This is a genomic window from Pseudomonas lopnurensis (assembly GCF_015070855.1).
GTDB lineage: Bacteria > Pseudomonadota > Gammaproteobacteria > Pseudomonadales > Pseudomonadaceae > Stutzerimonas > Stutzerimonas lopnurensis.
In genome coordinates this window covers 1-18,384 of sequence record NZ_JADDIX010000063.1, presented here as the reverse complement: position 1 = coordinate 18,384, position 18,384 = coordinate 1, and the positions used below count along the sequence as shown (strand labels likewise).

General features: G+C 66.9%; 14 protein-coding genes. 12 read left to right on the top strand and 2 right to left on the bottom strand.

What is annotated here, in order from left to right; genetic code table 11:
• Window positions 1-42 precede the first annotated feature (42 nt).
• Complete coding sequence (locus IN820_RS12125; RefSeq protein ID WP_193681228.1) at window positions 43-1,077, bottom strand: LacI family DNA-binding transcriptional regulator; 1,035 nt, start codon at window positions 1,075-1,077, stop codon at window positions 43-45.
• 241 nt (window positions 1,078-1,318) lie between these two features.
• Here IN820_RS12125 and IN820_RS12120 point away from each other — a divergent pair, with 241 nt between their 5' ends.
• The 12 genes from IN820_RS12120 (at window position 1,319) to IN820_RS12065 (ending at window position 16,489) form a co-directional block, all read left to right on the top strand.
• On the top strand, window positions 1,319-2,467 hold the full coding sequence (locus IN820_RS12120) for a mandelate racemase/muconate lactonizing enzyme family protein (protein ID WP_193681227.1): 1,149 nt from the start codon (window positions 1,319-1,321) through the stop codon (window positions 2,465-2,467).
• Window positions 2,468-2,586: 119 nt separating this feature from the next.
• A complete protein-coding gene (locus IN820_RS12115; protein ID WP_193681226.1) occupies window positions 2,587-3,564 on the top strand; it encodes a tripartite tricarboxylate transporter substrate binding protein in 978 nt (325 codons plus the stop codon).
• Window positions 3,565-3,596: 32 nt separating this feature from the next.
• Complete coding sequence (locus IN820_RS12110) at window positions 3,597-4,064, top strand: tripartite tricarboxylate transporter TctB family protein (RefSeq protein ID WP_193681225.1); 468 nt, start codon at window positions 3,597-3,599, stop codon at window positions 4,062-4,064.
• Between the two features lie 36 nt (window positions 4,065-4,100).
• Complete coding sequence (locus tag IN820_RS12105) at window positions 4,101-5,609, top strand: tripartite tricarboxylate transporter permease (RefSeq protein ID WP_207793611.1); 1,509 nt, start codon at window positions 4,101-4,103, stop codon at window positions 5,607-5,609.
• 78 nt (window positions 5,610-5,687) lie between these two features.
• Window positions 5,688-6,608 carry a dihydrodipicolinate synthase family protein gene (locus tag IN820_RS12100; RefSeq protein ID WP_193681224.1) on the top strand — a complete coding sequence of 307 codons (921 nt, stop codon included), beginning with the start codon at window positions 5,688-5,690 and terminating at the stop codon, window positions 6,606-6,608.
• Window positions 6,609-6,623: 15 nt separating this feature from the next.
• A complete protein-coding gene (locus IN820_RS12095) occupies window positions 6,624-7,619 on the top strand; it encodes a 2-hydroxyacid dehydrogenase (RefSeq protein WP_193681223.1) in 996 nt (331 codons plus the stop codon).
• A 49-nt stretch (window positions 7,620-7,668) separates the two neighbouring features.
• Window positions 7,669-8,805 (top strand): alpha-hydroxy acid oxidase, encoded by a 1,137-nt coding sequence (locus IN820_RS12090; protein ID WP_235989148.1) that lies wholly within the window; start codon window positions 7,669-7,671, stop codon window positions 8,803-8,805.
• Window positions 8,806-8,997: 192 nt separating this feature from the next.
• Window positions 8,998-9,912, top strand: coding sequence for a LysR substrate-binding domain-containing protein (locus IN820_RS12085; RefSeq protein WP_193681221.1), 915 nt, complete (start codon window positions 8,998-9,000; stop codon window positions 9,910-9,912).
• A gap of 120 nt (window positions 9,913-10,032) precedes the next feature.
• Window positions 10,033-10,908, top strand: coding sequence for an alpha/beta fold hydrolase (locus IN820_RS12080; protein ID WP_193681220.1), 876 nt, complete (start codon window positions 10,033-10,035; stop codon window positions 10,906-10,908).
• A 210-nt stretch (window positions 10,909-11,118) separates the two neighbouring features.
• Window positions 11,119-12,540, top strand: coding sequence for a 3-isopropylmalate dehydratase large subunit (gene leuC, locus IN820_RS12075; protein ID WP_193681219.1), 1,422 nt, complete (start codon window positions 11,119-11,121; stop codon window positions 12,538-12,540).
• Window position 12,541: 1 nt separating this feature from the next.
• Window positions 12,542-13,150 carry a 3-isopropylmalate dehydratase small subunit gene (gene leuD, locus IN820_RS12070; RefSeq protein WP_193681218.1) on the top strand — a complete coding sequence of 203 codons (609 nt, stop codon included), beginning with the start codon at window positions 12,542-12,544 and terminating at the stop codon, window positions 13,148-13,150.
• Window positions 13,151-13,657: 507 nt separating this feature from the next.
• Window positions 13,658-16,489: a putative bifunctional diguanylate cyclase/phosphodiesterase gene (locus IN820_RS12065; protein ID WP_193681217.1), complete on the top strand. Its 2,832-nt coding sequence runs from the start codon at window positions 13,658-13,660 to the stop codon at window positions 16,487-16,489.
• Between the two features lie 137 nt (window positions 16,490-16,626).
• On the opposite strand, the gene trhP is transcribed toward IN820_RS12065, so the two are convergent.
• On the bottom strand, window positions 16,627-18,000 hold the full coding sequence (gene trhP / locus IN820_RS12060; RefSeq protein ID WP_193681216.1) for a prephenate-dependent tRNA uridine(34) hydroxylase TrhP: 1,374 nt from the start codon (window positions 17,998-18,000) through the stop codon (window positions 16,627-16,629).
• Window positions 18,001-18,384 lie beyond the last annotated feature (384 nt).

The window sequence follows — 18,384 nt, the reverse complement described above, 5'->3', positions numbered from 1 at the left end:
TTACCTCTCGGTCTGTCGATGGAAGGCGGGGTGGCGGGCACCTCAACCGGGCTTTTGCGGTGCCGGGCCGGAGCTGCCGCGCACGATCAATTCGGTGGCGGTCTCGATGGGGCCCGGCCGCGATCTGCCGGCCAGCGCATCGAGCAGGTAGGCGCCGGCGCAGGCGCCGATCTGTTCGAGTTCCACGCGGATGGTGGTCAGCGGCGGGGACATGTGCCGGGCGTAGTCGAAGTCGTTGAAGCCGACCACCGAGACGTCCTCGGGCACCCGCACGCCGAGGCTCTTGGCCGCCAGTAGCGCGCCGAAGGCCAGCAGGTCGTTGGCGCAGATGACTGCGGTGGGGCGGGTCGGTCCCTGTAGCAGCTGGCGCATGGCGGCGATGCCGTCCTCCAGCGTCAGGTCGGTCTCCAGGCGCCAGTGCAGGGGGAGCTCCAGGCCCACTTCGGCCAGGCGGGCGTGGGTCCCGATGATGCGGTCGCCGATCCGGTCGTTGAACGAGGGCTTGCCGACGATCATGGCGAAGCGCCGATGGCCGAAGGCGAGCAGGTGATCGACCATGCAGCGCGCCACGGCGACGTTGTCGAAGCCGACGCTGGGGTGCTGGCTGTCCTGCGCCCAGGCCTGCACGCAGGGGATGCGCTTGCTCTCGATCAGTTGCCACATCTTCGGGTCGTGGGTGCGGCCGACCACCATCAGCGCGTCGACGCCATGCTCGAGCATGGTCTGCACTTCCTTCAGCTCGACCTGCGCGTCGAAGCCGAAGCTGGCCACCAGCAGCGTGTAGCCGGCCTGGTGCACGGTCTGCTGAAAGGCCGCCAGCGGGCGCGAGAAGGTCTCGGTGGCCAGGGTCGGCACCACCGCGCCGATGGTCATGCTGCGCCGCGACGACAGGGTGCGCGCCGCGGCGTTGAGCACGTAGCCCAGTTCGTCGCAGGCGCGCTGCACGGCGCGCCGCTTGTCGTCGCGCACGGCCGCGCTGCCGTTGAGAACGCGCGATACGGTGGCCGTCGACACGCCGGCGCGACGAGCGACATCGCGCAGACCGGCGCGCGACAGCAGAGCAGGTGGTTGGGACATGGAGCATTCCCGTGCAATTCGTCGAAAAAGGTCACCGTGATCGAACGGTGGTTGACATTAGGAAAAACCGATTCTAGCTTTTTGTAAACGGTTACATCGCCTCAGTGAGCAAATGTAAGCGGTTACAAGCGCCTGTCAATAGCCTTTGCAACCGCAGCGTCAAAGCCCCCCAGGGTCGCTCGCCGCTGAAATGAAACCGGTTACATTTTCGTTCCACCGCCGAATAACAAGGAAAACAAGCATGGCCATCATCCGCTCCATTTCCGTCTGCGCGGCCCGGGTGCCGCTGGATCGGGTCACCTCCTTCTCCAATCGCACGGTCTATGCACGCGACTACGGCCTGGTCAAAGTGACCTCCGAGGACGGCGTGACCGGCATCGGCTTCTGCTACGTCGGCAGCGCCGGCGGCGAGCTGCTGCCGATCGCCGTGGAAAAGCTGCTGGCGCCGGTGCTGCTCGGCCGCGACTCGCTGGACGTCGAGGCGCTGTGGCGCGAGATGTACCAGGAAGCCCTGCTGCAGGGCCGCGCCGGCGTGGTCATGCGCGCCATCAGCATCCTCGACACCGCCCTCTGGGACCTCAACGCGCGCAGCGCCGGCCTGCCGCTGCACCGCTACCTCGGTGCGGCCAGCGCCGACCGCGTGCCGGCCTACGCCAGCGGCGGCTACTACCTCGACGGCAAGACCCCCGAACTGCTCGGCGAGGAGATGGCGCACTACGTCTCGCTCGGCTTCAAGGCGGTGAAGATGAAGACCGGCCGCCTTTCGCCGAAGGAAGAGGAAGCCCGGGTGGCGGCCGCGCGCGAGGCCATCGGCCCCGACGTCGCGCTGATGCTCGACGTCAACAACGGCTGGAGCGACGTCACCGAGGCGCTGCAGTACGTGCGCCGCTTCGAGCGCTACGACCCGGCCTTCGTCGAGGAGCCGTTCCTGGTCGACGATATCGACAGCCATGCGCGCCTGGCCCGAGCCACGTCGATCCCGGTGGCCACCGGCGAAGTGGAGGTCGGCCGCTGGCGGCACAAGGAACTGCTCGACAAGGGCGGCGCGGCCATCCTGCAGACCGACGCGGTGGTCTGCGGCGGCATCACCGAATGGCGCCGCATCGCCGCCATGGCCGCCGGTTACGGCGTACCGATGTACCCGCACTGGTTCCACGACGTGCACGCGCCGCTGGTGGCCGCCACGCCGAATGCGCGCTACGTGGAGTTCTTCTGGGACGACCAGGTACTCAACTTCCGCCGGCTGATCGACCGCCAGCTGGCGCAGGAGGACGGCTACATCAAGCTGCACCAGACCCCGGGCCTGGGCTTCGATTTCGACGAGCAGGCCGTGGCCCGTTACTCGATCGCCAACGGCGACGCCTGGCTGACCGTGCAGAAGGACCGCTGAGCAACAAAAAGTCGTACCACCGGGGAGTCCGCGTCACCTGCGTCGCGGTTCCTCGACACGTCCCGGTCCGGTTCGCGCCGGACGCCATAAATCCAACAAGAAAGCGTGGAGTGAGCGAAATGAAGATCAACAAGAAACTGACCACTGCCGTCCTGGCCGCCGCAACGGCGCTGTCCCTGTCCCTCAATGCCCAGGCCGAATACGTCGCCGGCGAGGACGTCACCGTGCTGCAGGGCTTCAAGCCCGGCGGCGGCAGCGACGTACTGGCGCAGCTGGTGCAGCCGTACGTGAGCAAGCAGCTGGGCGTCAATTTCGTCAATGAATACATCCCCGGCGCCACCGGGGCGATCGCCTGGACCCGCCTGGCCAAGCAGTCGAAGAAGGACGGTTCGGTGGTCAGCATCACCAATACGCCGATGCTGATGACCAACTACATCATGAACGAGGCGATCACCTACAACATCAAGGAGCTGACCCCGATCGCCAACGTGGTCACCGACCCGGGCATCGCCGTGGTCGCCAAGGACAGCCCCTACGACAGCATCGAGGACCTGCTCGCCGCGGCCAAGGAAAAGCCCGGGCGCATCACCGTGGGCAACTCCGGCATGGGCGGCGACGACTTCTTCACCACCCTGCTGATCGAGAAGGCTACCGGCCTGTCGTTCAAGAAGGTGCCGTTCCAGGGCGACGGCCCCTCCGCCACCGCCGCCATGGGCAACAAGATCGACGTCAGCTTCAACAACGTCGGCACCGTCTACAGCCAGGTGCAGAGCGGCAACCTCAAGGCCCTCGCGGTGTTCTCCGAGAACCGCGTCGACAGCCTGCCGGACGTGCCGACGCTGAAGGAGAAGGGCGTCGACGTGGTCGCCGGTTCCTCGCGCGGCTACAGCGCCCCAGCTGGAATCCCCGACGAGGCTCGCGACCAGTTGATCGCCGCCTTCGAGGCGCTGAAGAACGACCAGGCCTTCCTCGAAGACGCGAAGAAACGCGCGCTGAACATCGACATCGTCACCGGCGACGCCTACGGCGAGATGTTCGAGAGCATGGAAAAGGAATTCCAGGGTATCTGGCAGGAAGTGAGCGCGAAGCAACAGTGAAGCGATCCGCCGAGCACCAAGGGGAGGCGACCATGAACACGAACAGATTGCTGCTGGGACTCTTCGGCATCGCCCTGGCCGCGTTGTTTTTCGTCAACGCGCTGAAGTACCCGGAGGCGGCGGCGGAGATGCCGCTGATCTACTCGGTGACGGTAGCGCTGCTGTCGCTGGCGATGGTCGCCTCGGAGCTGCTGCGCCGCCGCCCGGCCAGCGACGCCGCGGCGGTGCCGCCCGACGACGGCGAGCCGGTGGCGCTGCGCCCGCGCTACGCGGCGACCGCGGCGGTCTTCGCCCTGGCGATCGCCTACGTCGCGACCATCACCACGTTCGGTTACCTGGTGTCGACCGTGGCGTTCATGGCCGCGACGCTGCTGGTGATCCGCACGGTGTCGCTGCGCTTCGCGCTGATCGCCACGGTGGTGCTGGTGGCCGTGGTGTGCGTGGTGTTCATCCAGTTCCTGGGCCTTCCCGTTCCGCTCCTTCCGCCGGCGATCGCCTGATCGCCGTCTCTTCCATCTTTCGCCGAGGCCTTCTCCGTGGAAAGTTCGATCGTCATGACGGGGCTGAGCAATGTGTTCACCCTGTACAACATCGCCGCGATACTCGGCGGCACGCTTCTCGGCCTGTTCGTCGGCGCCATGCCGGGCCTGTCGGCCACCATGGCGCTGGCGCTGCTGTTGCCGCTGACCTTCAGCATGGACACCGGCACCGGCCTGAGCATGCTCGCTTCGCTCTACGTCGGCGCCTCCTACGGCGGCTCGATCGCCGCCATCCTGCTGCGCACGCCGGGCACCCCCTCGGCCGCCGCCACCGTGCTCGACGGCTTTCCCATGTCGCAGCAGGGCCAGGCGGGCAAGGCGCTGGGCATTTCGCTGTTCGCCTCCTTCATCGGCGGCCTGATCAGCGGCGTCGCGCTGCTGCTGGCGGCGCCGCTGCTCGGCAGCCTGGTGGTGCAGTTCGGCCCGATCGAGCTGTTCGCCATCGCCGTGCTCGGCATCACCATCATCGGCTCGCTGGCCCAGGGCTCGGTGATCAACGGCCTGTTCTCCGGGGTCGTCGGGCTGCTGGTGAGCACGGTGGGCATGGACCTGACCACCGGCACGCCGCGGATGACCTTCGACAACATCAACCTGTTCTCCGGCATCAGCTTCACGGTGGCGCTGATCGGGCTGTTCTCGATCCCGCAGGCGCTGGCGCTGGTGGAGAACTCCAACGCCCCGGCGAAGGTCGCCAGCCGCATCACCGACCGGCTGATTCCCAGGCTCTCCGAGCTGAAGACGCTGATGCCGAACATGCTGCGCTCGAGCGGCATCGGCATCATCGTCGGGCTGATCCCCGGCACCGGCGGCGACACCGCCAGCTGGTTCGCCTACAACGAGGCCAAGCGCTTCGCCAAGGACAAGAGCGGCTTCGGCAAGGGCGATCCGGCCGGCGTCGCGGCACCGGAGGCCGCGAACAACGCGGTGGTCGGCGGTGCGCTGATTCCCACCATCGCCCTCGGCATTCCCGGCAGCTCGGCCACCGCCATCCTGCTCGGTGCGTTGATGGTGCAGGGCATCCTGCCGGGGCCGAATCTGCTGACCGACTACGGCGACGTGACCTACACGCTGATCTGGGCGGTGATCTTCGCCAACGTCGGCCTGCTGCTGGTCGGCCTGATGTTCACCAAGGCCAGCGTGGCGGTCACCCGCATCCCGGACGGCTTCATTGCCTGCGCGATCATCGCGCTGTGCATCATCGGCGCCTACGCGATCAACAACAGCCTGTTCGAGGTAGGCCTGATGCTCGGCTTCGGCCTGTTCGGCTACTGGCTGGCCAAGGCCGGGGTGTCGCCGGCGCCGATGGTCATCGGGCTGATCCTGGGGCCGGTGATGGAGAACAGCTTCCATCAGTCGATGCTGATCGGCAATGACGACTACCGCATCTTCCTGTCCAGCCCGATCGCCGTGGTGCTGCTGTGCATCGCGGTGTTCTCGGTCCTGCAGGCCACCCCGGTGTTCCGCTGGCTGATCGAGGCGTGTCGGCGGCGTACGCAACTGGCCTGAAAAACACCCATCGGTCGGCAGGCCGCCGTCAGCGGTGCTGCCGACCGCCCGAGCAGAACACAACATAAGGAGAGAACCATGAGTCATGCCACGGGCCGCGTCTGGTCGCCGGTGATCACGCCGTTCAGCCAGGACCTCGCTGCGGATACGGAACGTTTTGTGGCGCAGTGCCGCTGGTTGCTGGACGCCGACGTCGGGCTGGCCGTATTCGGCACCAACTCCGAGGCCAATTCGCTTTCGGTGGAGGAAAAGATCCGGCTGCTGGACGCCTTGATCGAGGCCGGCATTCCCGCCGCGCGGCTGATGCCGGGGACCGGCGCCTGCGCCCTGCCCGACACCGTCGCGCAGACCCGCCATGCGGTCGGCAAGGGTGTCGAGGGCGTGCTGATGCTGCCGCCCTTCTACTACAAGGGCGTCTCCGACGAGGGCTTGTTCCGCTATTTCAGCGAAGTGATCGAGCGGGTCGGCGACGATGCGCTGCGCATCTACCTCTACCACATCCCGCCGGTGTCGCAGGTGCCGCTCTCGCTGACGCTGGTCGAGCGCCTGCTCGCGGCCTATCCGAGGAACGTGGTCGGGGTGAAGGACAGTTCCGGCGACTGGGCCAACACCCGGGCGCTGATCGACAACTTCGCCGCCGACGGCTTCCAGGTCTATGCCGGCAGCGAGCCGTTCCTGCTGCAGACCCTGCGTGCCGGCGGCGCCGGTTGCATCAGCGCCACGGCCAACGTCAATCCGGCGCCGATCGCCCGGCTGGCGCGGGACTGGCAGGCGGCGGACGCCGACGCGCAGCAGGCCGCGCTGATCCGCACCCGCAAGCTGTTCGAGCGCTTCCCGATGATTCCCGCGCTCAAGGCGGTCACCGCCCGCTACAGTGGCGTCGGCCAATGGGCGCGGCTGCGGCCGCCACTGGTGGAACTCGACGAGACGCAGTGCCAGGAACTGTTCGCCTCGCTCGACGAAATCGGCTTCGATATGCCGGGACTGAAGCACAGCTGAGCGGGAGATCGCAGCATGGAAAAGAAACGCATCGTGGCCCTGCGCCGCCTGAACGAGGCGCACCTGCAGCGCCTGCGCGAAACCTTCGAGGTCACCTATTTCGAAGAACCGCAACAGCAGCCCGAGGCGGTGGCCGCCGCGCTGTGCCGGGCCCACGGGCTGATCGGCGGCAAATTGCAGGTCAGCCCGGCGATGCTCGACGAGGCGCCGCAGCTGGAAGTCGTCTCGACCATCTCGGTGGGCTACGACAACCTGCCCGTCGCCGAGCTGAGCCGCCGCGGCATCCTGTTGACCAACACGCCGGACGTGCTCACCGAGACCACCGCCGACACCGCCTTCATGCTGATCATGGCCAGTGCCCGGCGCCTGGTGGAGCTGGCCAACATGGTGCGCGAGGGCCGCTGGACGCAGCATGTCGGCGAGCCGCATTTCGGCCATGACGTGAACGGCAAGACGCTCGGCCTGGTCGGGCTGGGGCGCATCGGCCAGGCGATCGCCCGCCGCGCGCTGGGCTTCAACATGCGCGTGCTCTACAGCAACGCCTCGCCCAAGCCGGTGCTGGAGGCCGAATGGGGCATCGAGCGGCGCAGCTTCGAACAGCTGCTGGCCGAGTCCGACTTCGTCTGCCTCAGCGTGCCGCTGACCGAAGAGACCGAGCACCTGCTCGGCTACGAACAGTGCCGGGCGATGAAGCGCTCGGCCTTCCTGGTCAACATCGCGCGCGGCAAAGTGGTCGACGAGGCCGGGCTGATTCGCGCATTGGAAGAGGGGCTGATCGCCGGTGCCGGGCTCGACGTGTTCGAGCAGGAGCCGGTCGCCCCCGACTCGCCGCTGCTGCGCATGGACAACGTGGTGACCCTGCCGCACATCGGCTCGGCCACCCACGAGACCCGCGAAGCCATGGCCAACTGCGCGGCCGAGAACCTCTGCCAGGCCCTGCGTGGAGAACGCCCGCGCGACCTGGTCAACCCCGAGGCCTGGGCGCTGCGCCATCCCCACCCCCTGCAGTAGGAAGCATCAGGACATGCCCGATAAGCATTCACGCCGTTTGGCGTCGATCTTGAACCTGCACGATCTCGATCGCGCGGCCAGGCGCCTGCTGCCGCGCCCGATCTATGGCTACATCGCCAACGTGGCCGAGGACGGCCACACCGCCCGCGCCAATCGCAGCGCCTTCGAGGCCTACTCGTTCCTGCCGCGGGCACTGGTGGACGTGTCGAAGATCTCACTGGAAACCGAACTGCTCGGCCAGCGCTACGCCCTGCCGATCGGCATCGCGCCGATGGGCATCAGCGCGCTGTCGGCCTATCGCGGCGACCTGGTGCAGGCGCAGGCGGCGGCCACGGCCGGCATCCCGATGATCTTGAGCGGCAGCTCGCTGATCCCCATGGAAGAGGTGCTCGCCAACGGCAAGACCGACTGGTTCCAGGCCTACCTGCCGGGCGATCACGCCGGCATCGAGGCGCTGATCGAGCGGGTGCGCAACGCCGGCTTCGACAAGCTGGTGATCACCGTCGACTACCCGGTGCCGCCGAACAGCGACAACAACAGCCGTTCGGGCTTCTGCTCGCCGTTGCGCCCAAGCCTGCGCCTGGCCTTCGACGGGCTGGTGCGGCCGCGCTGGCTGTTCGGCACCTTCCTGCGCACGCTGCTCAACCATGGCTTGCCGCATTTCGAAAACAACTACGCGACGCGCGGCATCGCCGTCGTGTCGCGCAACGTCAAGCGCGACTTCTCCGGTCGCAGCCACCTGAACTGGAGCTACCTGGAACTGGTGCGCCGGCTCTGGCCCGGCAAGCTGGTGGTCAAGGGCATCCTGCATCCGGACGATGCGCGCAAGGCCTGCGACCTCGGCGCCGACGCGCTGATCGTCTCCAACCACGGCGGCCGCCAGCTCGACAGCACGCTCTCGGCGCTGGAGGCGCTGCCCGGCGTCGTCGAGGCGGTCGGCGATCTGCCGGTGATGGTCGACAGCGGTTTCCGCCGCGGCACCGACGTGCTCAAGGCGCTGGCGCTGGGCGCGCGGATGGTCTTCATCGGCAGGCCGTTCAACTATGCCGCGGCGTATGCGGGCGAAGCGGGCGTGGCGCACGCCATCGAGCTGCTGGCCGCCGAGCTGCAGCGCGACATGGCGCTGCTGGGGGTGACCCGGGTCGAGGATGTCGACCGGCGGTGCCTGGTCGAGAGAAGCAAATAACTCGAACCGCTCCCGGATCGACGGGCGATCCGCGCCGGAAACGAGCCAGGCAATGCCTGGCTCGTTTAGTCTCCGGGGCTGCTATCGGAGCAGCAGGCCAACCAGCAGGTAGCTGAGGCCGGTGAGGCTGTTGGCGACATCGTCATGCTATATTTCGAGCTTCATGTTTAAAGCCGACGTAACGTGGGGTACATGAACACAGTTCGTGATCAATTGCCGCTGCCGGAAGACCTCCGGGTGTTTCTCACCGTCATCCGCAAGCAGAGCTTCGCCGGTGCGGCAGACGAGCTGGGGCTGTCGCCCGCCTATGTCAGCAAGCGCATCCAGGTACTCGAAGGGGTGCTGCAGACCCGGTTGCTGCATCGCACCACCCGGCGGATCGCGCTGACCGACGACGGCGAACGCACGCAGCGCTGGGCGGTACGCATCCTTGGCGACCTGGACGATCTCTTCGATGAACTCTCGCAGGCGCGCCTGACGCCCCGGGGGCAACTGCACATCAGCAGCAGCTTCGGCTTCGGCCGCAACCACGTGGCGCCGGCGATATCGGCACTCGCCGAGCGCTATTCGGAGCTGGAGATCCGCCTGGAGGTATTCGACCGGGTCGTGGACATCGTCGCCGAGGGCTTCGACCTGGAGATCCGCGTCGGCGACGACCTGCCGGGCCAGCACATCAGCAAGCGCCTGGTCAGCAACCGGCGCGTGCTCTGCGCCAGCGCCGACTACCTGGCCCGTCGCGGCACGCCGACGAGCCTGGAGGACCTGCAACAGCACGATTGCCTGGTGCTCAAGGAGCGCAACAACGCCTTCGGCGTCTGGCAGCTCGAACGCAACGGGAAGGCGCAGAGCGTGCGCGTCAGCGGGCCGCTGTCCTCGAACAATGGCGAGATCGTCCTGCAATGGGCGCTCAACGACCGCGGCATCCTGTTGCGTTCGATGTGGGACGTGAAGCCCCTGCTGGAGCAGGGCAAGCTCGTCCAGGTGCTGCCGGACTATAGTGAAAGCGCCAACGTCTGGGCGGTCTACCCGACCCGGCTGTCGAGCTCCGCCAAGCTGCGGGTGTGCGTCGAGTTCCTGGCCGAGCATTTCAGGCGATTGTCGCTATAGCGCCGCCCTGGTCGTCACGACCATGCACGATTCATGAATGATCAGGTCACGGTTTCGCGGCTTGCGCTCGCCTGCCGCTTACCTAGCATGTCGGGCACCGAATAGAGAGGAGTGAGGGGTATGTTCGCTGAGTTCCGCAAGGACGAGTGCCTGGTCAATGGCGTGCGCATCGCCTACCGCAAGGGCGGCAGCGGGCCGGCCCTGTTGCTGCTTCACGGCCATCCGCAGACCCATGTCATCTGGCACAAGATCGCCGACCGGCTGGCCCGGCACTTCACCGTGGTCGCCGCCGACCTCAGGGGCTACGGCGACAGCGACAAACCCGCCGGCGGCGACGACCACAACGCCTACTCCAAGCGGGAAATGGCGCGCGACGCCCTGGAGCTGATGGAAACCCTGGGGTTCTCGAGCTTCGACGTGCTCGCCCATGACCGCGGCGCGCGGGTCGCGCATCGCCTGGCTGCCGACCATGGCAGGGCGGTCCGGCGGATGATCCTGCTGGACATCGCCCCGACCCTGGCGATGTATTCGCAGACCAACGAGGCGTTCGCCCGTGCCTACTGGCACTGGTTCTTCCTGATTCGCCCGGCTCCGCTGCCCGAAACCTTGCTCGAGAGCGATCCGGAGCTGTATCTGCGCAGCGTCATGGGCACGCGCAGCGCCGGCATGCGGCCGTTCACCGAGGAGGCGTTCGCCGAATACCTGCGCTGCCTCCGCCTGCCGGGCACGGCGCACGCCATCTGCGAGGACTACCGCGCCAGCGCGGGGATCGACCTGGAGCACGACAGGCAGGACCGCGAGGCGGGCCGCCAACTGGAGATGCCGTTGCGGGTGCTGTGGGGCGCCGAAGGTGTCGTCGGCCGCTGCTTCGATCCGCTGGCGGAGTGGCGGAAGGTCGCGACCAACGTCCAGGGCAAGGCCCTTCCCGCCGGGCACTACCTGCCGGAAGAAGTCCCGGAGCTGCTGTTCGACGAAGTGATGGCCTTCCTCGGCTGAACCCGAGCAGGGCGCCGGATAGAGCCCTCCCGACGCGCTGTCGCCTGCGTCGGCCGAGCGCTCCTGCTGCCGGCATCGTTCACGAATCGTGAATTCTCAAACCCCGCTAACGCGCTTTGAGTGGTCGGTGGCGCTCAATATGCTGGCGGGGCAGGCCTGGCAACCGGGCGCTGCGCTGCCCTGGACGACAAGCAAGAAGCGAGAACGGCCATGAACCGCCCCAGAACCCTTTACGAAAAGCACATCGACTCCCATGCCGTCTGCGACCTGGACGACCAGGGGCATGTGCTGCTCTACATCGACCGGCAAGTCGCCAACGAATACACCAGCCCGCAGGCCTTCAGCGGTCTGCGCGCGGCGGATCGCAAGGTCTGGCGGCCGGCCGCCACGCTGGCGGTGGTGGATCACGTCAATCCCACGAGCCCGAACCGCATCGCCACCATGCCCGACCCGGGTGGCGCGCGGCAGGTGTCCTATTTCGCCGAGAACTGCCGCGACTTCGGCATCGAACTCTTCGATGTGCTGGACAAGCGCCAGGGCATCGAGCACGTCGTCGCTCCCGAGCAGGGTTTCATCCTGCCGGGCATGGTGGTCGCGGCAGGCGACAGTCACACCACCACCTACGGGGCGCTGGGCGCCTTCGGCTTCGGCATCGGCACCTCGGAGATCGAGCACCTGCTGGCGACCCAGACGCTGGTCTACAAGCGCCTCAAGACCATGCGGGTGAACGTCCATGGCGCGCTTGGCGACGGTTTGACGTCCAAGGACATCATCATGGCGCTGATTCGCCGCATCGGCGCGTCCGGCGCCACGGGCTACGCCATCGAATTCGCCGGCCCGACGATCGAAGCCCTGAGCGTCGAAGCGCGGATGACCATCTGCAACATGGCGGTCGAAGCGGGGGCGCGTGGCGCCTTCATGGCGCCGGACGACAAGGTCTATGCCTACCTGGCCGACAAGCCCCGGGCGCCGAAAGGCGCGCTCTGGGAGCAGGCGGTGGCGCGCTGGCGCGAACTCTACAGCGATCCAGGCGCCGCGTTCGATGTCGACATCGAGCTGGACGCCGGCGCCCTGGAGCCGATGGTCACCTGGGGCACCAGCCCCGACCAGGCCGCCGCCATCGGCGATCGGGTGCCGGACCCGCGAGACGAGCCGGATGCCATTCGCCGCCAGGACCTTCAGCGCGCCCTGCGCTACATGGGCCTTACGGCGGGGGAGCCCCTGATGGCCATCGAGATCAGCCACGCCTTCATCGGCTCGTGCACCAACGCCCGTATCGAGGATCTGCGCGACGCCGCCCGTGTCGTGCGCGGCCGCAATGTCGCGCCCGACGTACGGGCCATGGTCGTTCCCGGTTCCACCCAGGTGCGTGCCCAGGCCGAGGCCGAAGGGCTTGCCCAGGTATTCCTCGATGCCGGTTTCGAATGGCGCCAGTCGGGCTGCTCGATGTGCCTGGCGATGAACGATGACGTCCTGGCGCCCGGCGATCGCTGCGCCTCCAGCACCAACCGCAACTTCGAAGGGCGTCAGGGAGCCGGTGCGCGTACGCACCTGATGAGCCCCGCGATGGTCGCCGCCGCAGCGGTCTCGGGACGTTTGACCGATGTCCGTTCACTGCCCCTGGAGGCCTGAAATGGAACCCTTCGTCGACATCAGCGGCAGCGCCGCCCCCATGCTCGCCGCCAACGTCGATACCGACGTGATCATGCCCAAGCAGTTCCTCAAGGGCATCGACCGCAACGGCCTCGATCGGGGCGTGTTCTTCGATCTTCGCTTTTTGCCGAACGGCGAGCCGAACCCGGATTTCATCCTCAACCGGCAACCCTGGAACCAAGCCCGCTTCCTGGTCGTCGGGCCCAACTTCGGCTGCGGCTCGAGCCGCGAACATGCCGTGTGGGGGCTCAGGCAACTGGGTATCCGGGCGGTGATCGGAACGAGCTTCGCCGGGATCTTCTTCGACAACTGCCAACGCAACGGCCTGTTGCTCATCCAGTTGAGCGATGCGCAGCTGCGGGAGGTCGGGCAATTGGTCGGCAAGCCTGAGTCGTCCTCGATCCGCATCGATCTCGCGGCGCAGACGATCGTCCTCGAGGGCGGGCGAACGATCGAATTCGCCATCGACGCCCTGCGCAAGGAGGCGCTTCTGCTCGGGTTGGACGCCATTGGCAGCACGTTGCAGCGCACCGATCGGATCAAGGCCTTCGAGGCCCGGCATCTGCAGGCCAACCCCTGGTTGGCCTGATCGATCCCTGCGCGACAGCCCTGCCCAAGGCGTGTCTCGGTCCCGGTCCAAAGGGGGGTACAGATTGCCTATGGCACCGCCCGCGCTCGGGACCATATCCATTTCCAGACCGCCAAGCTTGCCCTGGAACATCACCGGCTCATTGTTCAACTGGTGATCCCGGCTCGGCGGATCGGGGCTGCCACTGACGTTGTTTACGACGCGCTGCAGCGTCTCTTCGCCTGCGCCGCTCGGGGCGACGCGGATCGATGCGCTCGGCGAGCGGTGCCTGATTCGCAATCGGCGAGCCGCTGACGGTGGTCGCGCTGGCGAGCCTTCATCGAATCGGCCGTCCTAGAGCCCTCGCGCATGCCTGCGACTGTTAGGTGCTTGCCCTCGCTGCGCCAATGGGCTTTCATTTGGGCCCGAGCGCTGTCGACATGCCACTATGCGGTAGCCGCTTTACCGCTTGCATGGGCCCCGGTTTCGGCGGGCCCGCGGCATCCAATGACAACAACGATGGACCACATGACAGAACCGGCACCCGTTTCTCCGGCCCGTTCGGGCACGCTCGGCGAGCAGCCGGACGTGCCCCTCGAACTGGATGCAGAGCATCTGCGCCTGCTGCTCAAGGGCGCAAGGCTACCGGCACTGCTGACGCTGTTCACCAGTCTGGTCTGCGTCGTGCTGCTGTGGGGGCAGCAATCGGCAGCGCATCTGCTTGCCTGGCTTATGTGGGCCGCCGCGCCGGCGGTATGGCTGCTGCAGCAGGCCTGGCTGCACGAGCGTGCGCCGAACACGCGTCAGGCCGCGCCTCGCTGGCGTCGCTATTTCATCCTCGGCAGCGCCGTCTCGGCGCTGGCATTGGCCTATGCCAGCGTCCAACTGGTGCCGGCGGACGATTTCCTGCAGCAGGTGCTCGTCTACGGTCTCATTGGCTCGGTCGTGCTGGCGGTGAGCATCATGCATGCCGTCAGCCTGCCGGTCTTCTTCAGTTTCGTGGCGCCCTGCCTGCTGCCGGCCGGCTTCGGCCTGGTCGCCAGCGGCGAGCCGATCCTGCGTGGCTGGGGCGTGCTGGCGTTCGTCCTGTTCGCCACCCTCAGCCTGATCGCCTGGCAGATCAATCACCGGGTCATCGCCGGTCTGCGCCAGCGGCTGGAACGGCTGCGGCTGATCGAGCGGCTGGAGCGTGCCGGCGAGGAGGCCCAGCGGCTCAATGCCGAGCTGGCGTGCGAGGTGGAGCAGCGTCGTGCCGCCGAGCAGCAGCTGCGGCACGCCTACGACGGGCTGGAACAGCGGGTCGGCGAACGCACCGCGGCACTCGCCGAAAGCGAGACGCGGCTGAAGCTGGCGCTCGAGGCCTGCGGGCTGGGGCTGTGGGATTGGGATCTCGAACGCAGCGTGGTGCACCATGCCTTCCCGGGTGCGGACTTCGGCGCCGGCGCGCAGGCATACGTGGAGCAGGACGAGCATGGCCGGCCGGAGGTGCATCCCGACGACCTGCAGCGGGTCCGCGACGTGCTGGTCGCGCATCTCAAGGGCCGAACCGATATCTATACCGTCGAATACCGCGCCCTGCAGCGCGACGGCAGCTACCTCTGGGTCGAGGACCGCGGGCGCGTCATCCAGCGCGACAGCGCCGGCCGGGCGCTTCGCATGATCGGTACGCGCCGCGACATTACCCACGAGCATCGCCAGGCCGAACAGCAGCGCCTGGCCGCCACGGTGTTCGAGGCCGCCGGCGAAGGCATCGTGATCATGGACGCCGGCTATCGCATCCTGGCCGTCAACGATGCCTGCTGTACGCTGTCCGGCTACTCGCGCGACGAGCTGGTCGGGCGCAGCGCGGCGCGCCTGGATGCGCCGCCGGAATCGCAGCTGCAGTACGCGCAGATCCGCGAGGCGCTGGAGCGCGAAGGCCGCTGGCAGGGCGAGCTGCTCGAAGCGCGCAAGAGCGGCGAGCTGTATCCGCAGTGGGTGCAGATGCGCCTGGTGCGCGACGCGCAGAATGCGGTCAGCCACGTGGTCGCGTTCTTTTCCGACCTCACGGTGCGGCGCCGGGCCGAGGAGCGCCTGCGTTTCCTCACCCATTACGACGGGCTGACCGGCCTGGCCAATCGCAGCCTGCTCAAGGAGCGCCTGCATGATGCCTGCCAGCGCCTGCGCCACAGCGGCCGCAGCCTGGCGGTGCTGTACATCGACCTGGATCGCTTCAAGCTCCTCAACGATAGCCTCGGCCACGAGGCGGCCGACGAGCTGCTGCGCGAGGTGTCACGCCGGCTGACGCATACGTTGTCCGGTGCCGACACCATCGCCCGGCTGTCGGGCGACGAATTCGTCGTGCTGCTCGATGCCTACGGCAGCCTGTCCAACCTGGCGCATATGGGCAGCCGGGTGCTGATGCGCATCCGCAAACCGATGACCATTGGCGGCCAGGAGCTGGTGATCAGCGCGTCCATCGGTGTCAGCCTGATGCCCGACAACAGCCTGGAGTCGGCGACGCTGCTGCGCCAGGCCAACCTGGCCATGCAGACGGCCAAGCACCTGGGCGGCAATACGCTGCAGTTCTTCACCGACCGCCAGCAGGCTTCGAGCCTGGCGAGCCTGCAACTGGAGAACCAGCTGCGCAAGGCGATCGAGGAAGGCCAGCTGGAAGTCTTCTACCAGCCGCGCCTGAGCCTTGCCGACGATTCCCTGGAAGCCGCCGAGGCACTGGTGCGCTGGCGCCATCCGCAACTGGGGCTGGTCGCCCCCGGGCAATTCATCCCGCTGGCCGAGGAAACCGGCCTGATCATTCCGCTGGGCGAATTCGTCCTGCGCCAGGCCTGCCGGCAGGCGCGGCAATGGCAGCAGAACGGGCTGGCGCAGATCCGCATCTCGGTGAACCTGTCGGTCAAGCAGTTGCGCCAGGGCAATTTCATCAGCCTGGTGCGCCAGGTGCTGGAGGAAACCGGCTTGCCGGCGCAGATGCTCGAGCTGGAACTGACCGAAAGCCAGCTGCTCGACGACATCGACAACGCCATCAGCATCAGCCGCCAGTTGCGCGCGCTGGGGGTGAAGCTGGCGATCGACGATTTCGGCACCGGCTACTCGTCGCTGAGCTACCTCAAGCGCTTCCCGGTGGACTACGTGAAGATCGACCGCTCGTTCATCAGCGAACTGGAGCATTCGGCCGAGGATGCCTCGATCACCCGCGCGATCATCGCCATGGTCCACAGCCTGGAACTGAAGGTGGTCGCCGAGGGCGTGGAAACCCAGGCGCAGATGGATTTCCTCAAGTCCAATCGCTGCGACGAGATCCAGGGCTACCTGCTCAGCGCGCCGGTGCCGGCGGAGCAGTTCGTCGAGCTATTGGGGTAGGGGCAGCCACAAGCTTCAAGCTTCAAGCTTCAAGCTTCAAGCCAAAGCCAAAGCCAAAGCCAAAGCCAAAGCCAAAGCCAAAGCCAAAGCGGCAAGCCAGCTGTTCTTTCGGCTTGCGCTTGAAGCTTGCCGCTGCTTCAGCCTCTGGTCGTACCGCCGTCCAGTTCGCGCATCAGCAGCCCGTAGCGCAGCTCGACCGATTCCGGCACCGGCAGGTAGACGGTGTGGCCATCGCCCGGCGCTACGGCGATGCGTTCGCCGCGACCATTTTCCAGCGTTTCCAGACGCAGGTTGAGATTGCCCTGCGGGGTCATCAGCTCGAGCTTGTCACCGACGGCGAAGCGGTTCTTCACCTTGACCTCGGCCAGGCCGCCGCGCCGCTCGCCGGTCAGCTCGCCGACGAACTGCTGGCGCTCGGACAGCGAGAAGCCGCGCGCGTAGTTCTGGTACTCGTCGTGCACGTGGCGGCGCAGGAAACCCTCGGTGTAGCCGCGGTGGGCCAGGGATTCGAGGGTGTCCATCAGCGATTTGTCGAACGGCCGCCCGGCGACCGCGTCGTCGATGGCCTTGCGGTAGACCTGGGCGGTGCGCGCCACGTAGTAGTGGCTCTTGGTACGGCCCTCGATCTTCAGCGAATGCACGCCCATCTGCACCAGGCGCTCGACGTGCTGCACGGCGCGCAGGTCCTTGGAGTTCATGATGTAGGTGCCGTGCTCGTCCTCGCTGACTTCCATGAGCTCGCCGGGACGGCTGACGTCTTCGAGCAGGAACAGCGCGTCGGTCGGCGCGCCGACGCCCAGGGTCGGCTCGGCGCGGCCCGCTTCGGCGGGTTGCACGGCGATGGGCTGGTAGCGCTGCACGGCATTGCCCAGCTCGTCTTCCCTGGCCTCGTGGGTCTTGTATTCCCAGCGGCAGGCGTTGGTGCAGGTGCCCTGGTTGGGGTCGCGCTTGTTGATGTAGCCCGACAGCAGGCAGCGCCCGGAATAGGCCATGCACAGCGCGCCGTGGACGAACACCTCCAGCTCCATGTCCGGCACCTGCTCGCGGATCTCGCCGATCTCTTCCAGCGACAGCTCGCGCGAGAGGATCACCCGGCTCACGCCCTGGGCGTGCCAGAACTTCACCGTGGCCCAGTTCACCGCGTTGGCCTGCACCGAGAGGTGGATGGTCATCTCGGGGAAGTGCTGGCGCACCAGCATGATCAGCCCGGGATCGGACATGATCAGCGCATCCGGCCCCATCGCCACCACCGGCGCCAGATCCTTGATGAAGGTCTTCAGCTTGGCGTTGTGCGGGGCGATGTTGACCACCACGTAGAACCGCTTGCCCAGCGTGTGCGCCTCGTCGATGCCGAGCTTGAGGTGGGCGTGGTCGAACTCGTTGTTGCGCACCCGCAGGCTGTAGCGCGGCTGCCCGGCATATACCGCGTCGGCGCCGTAGGCGAAGGCGTAGCGCATGGATTTCAGCGTGCCGGCAGGGGACAGCAGCTCGGTGCGGTAGGGGGTGCTCATGGGCGCGGAACTCGCAGGGACATCGTACAAGCGCGGCATTTTACTGTGCTTGCCCGCCGATTGCGCGGTCGATGGCCAGAAGGGCGGTTGGGTTGAGCGAAGCGAAGCCCAACAATGGGCGGCAGGACGACAAAGCGGGTTCCAGTGCCGCCGAATGCACGGATGCACGGATGCACGGATGCACGGATGCACGGATGCACGGATGGTGTTGGGCTTCGTCGCTACGCTCCTCAACCCAACCTACGTGCTGCGCTGGCCGGGCCCGTAGGTTGGGTTGAGCGAAGCGAAGCCCAACAATGGGCGGCAGGACGACAAAGCGGGTTCCAGTACCGCCGAATGCACGGATGCACGGATGGTGTTGGGCTTCGTCGCTACGCTCCTCAA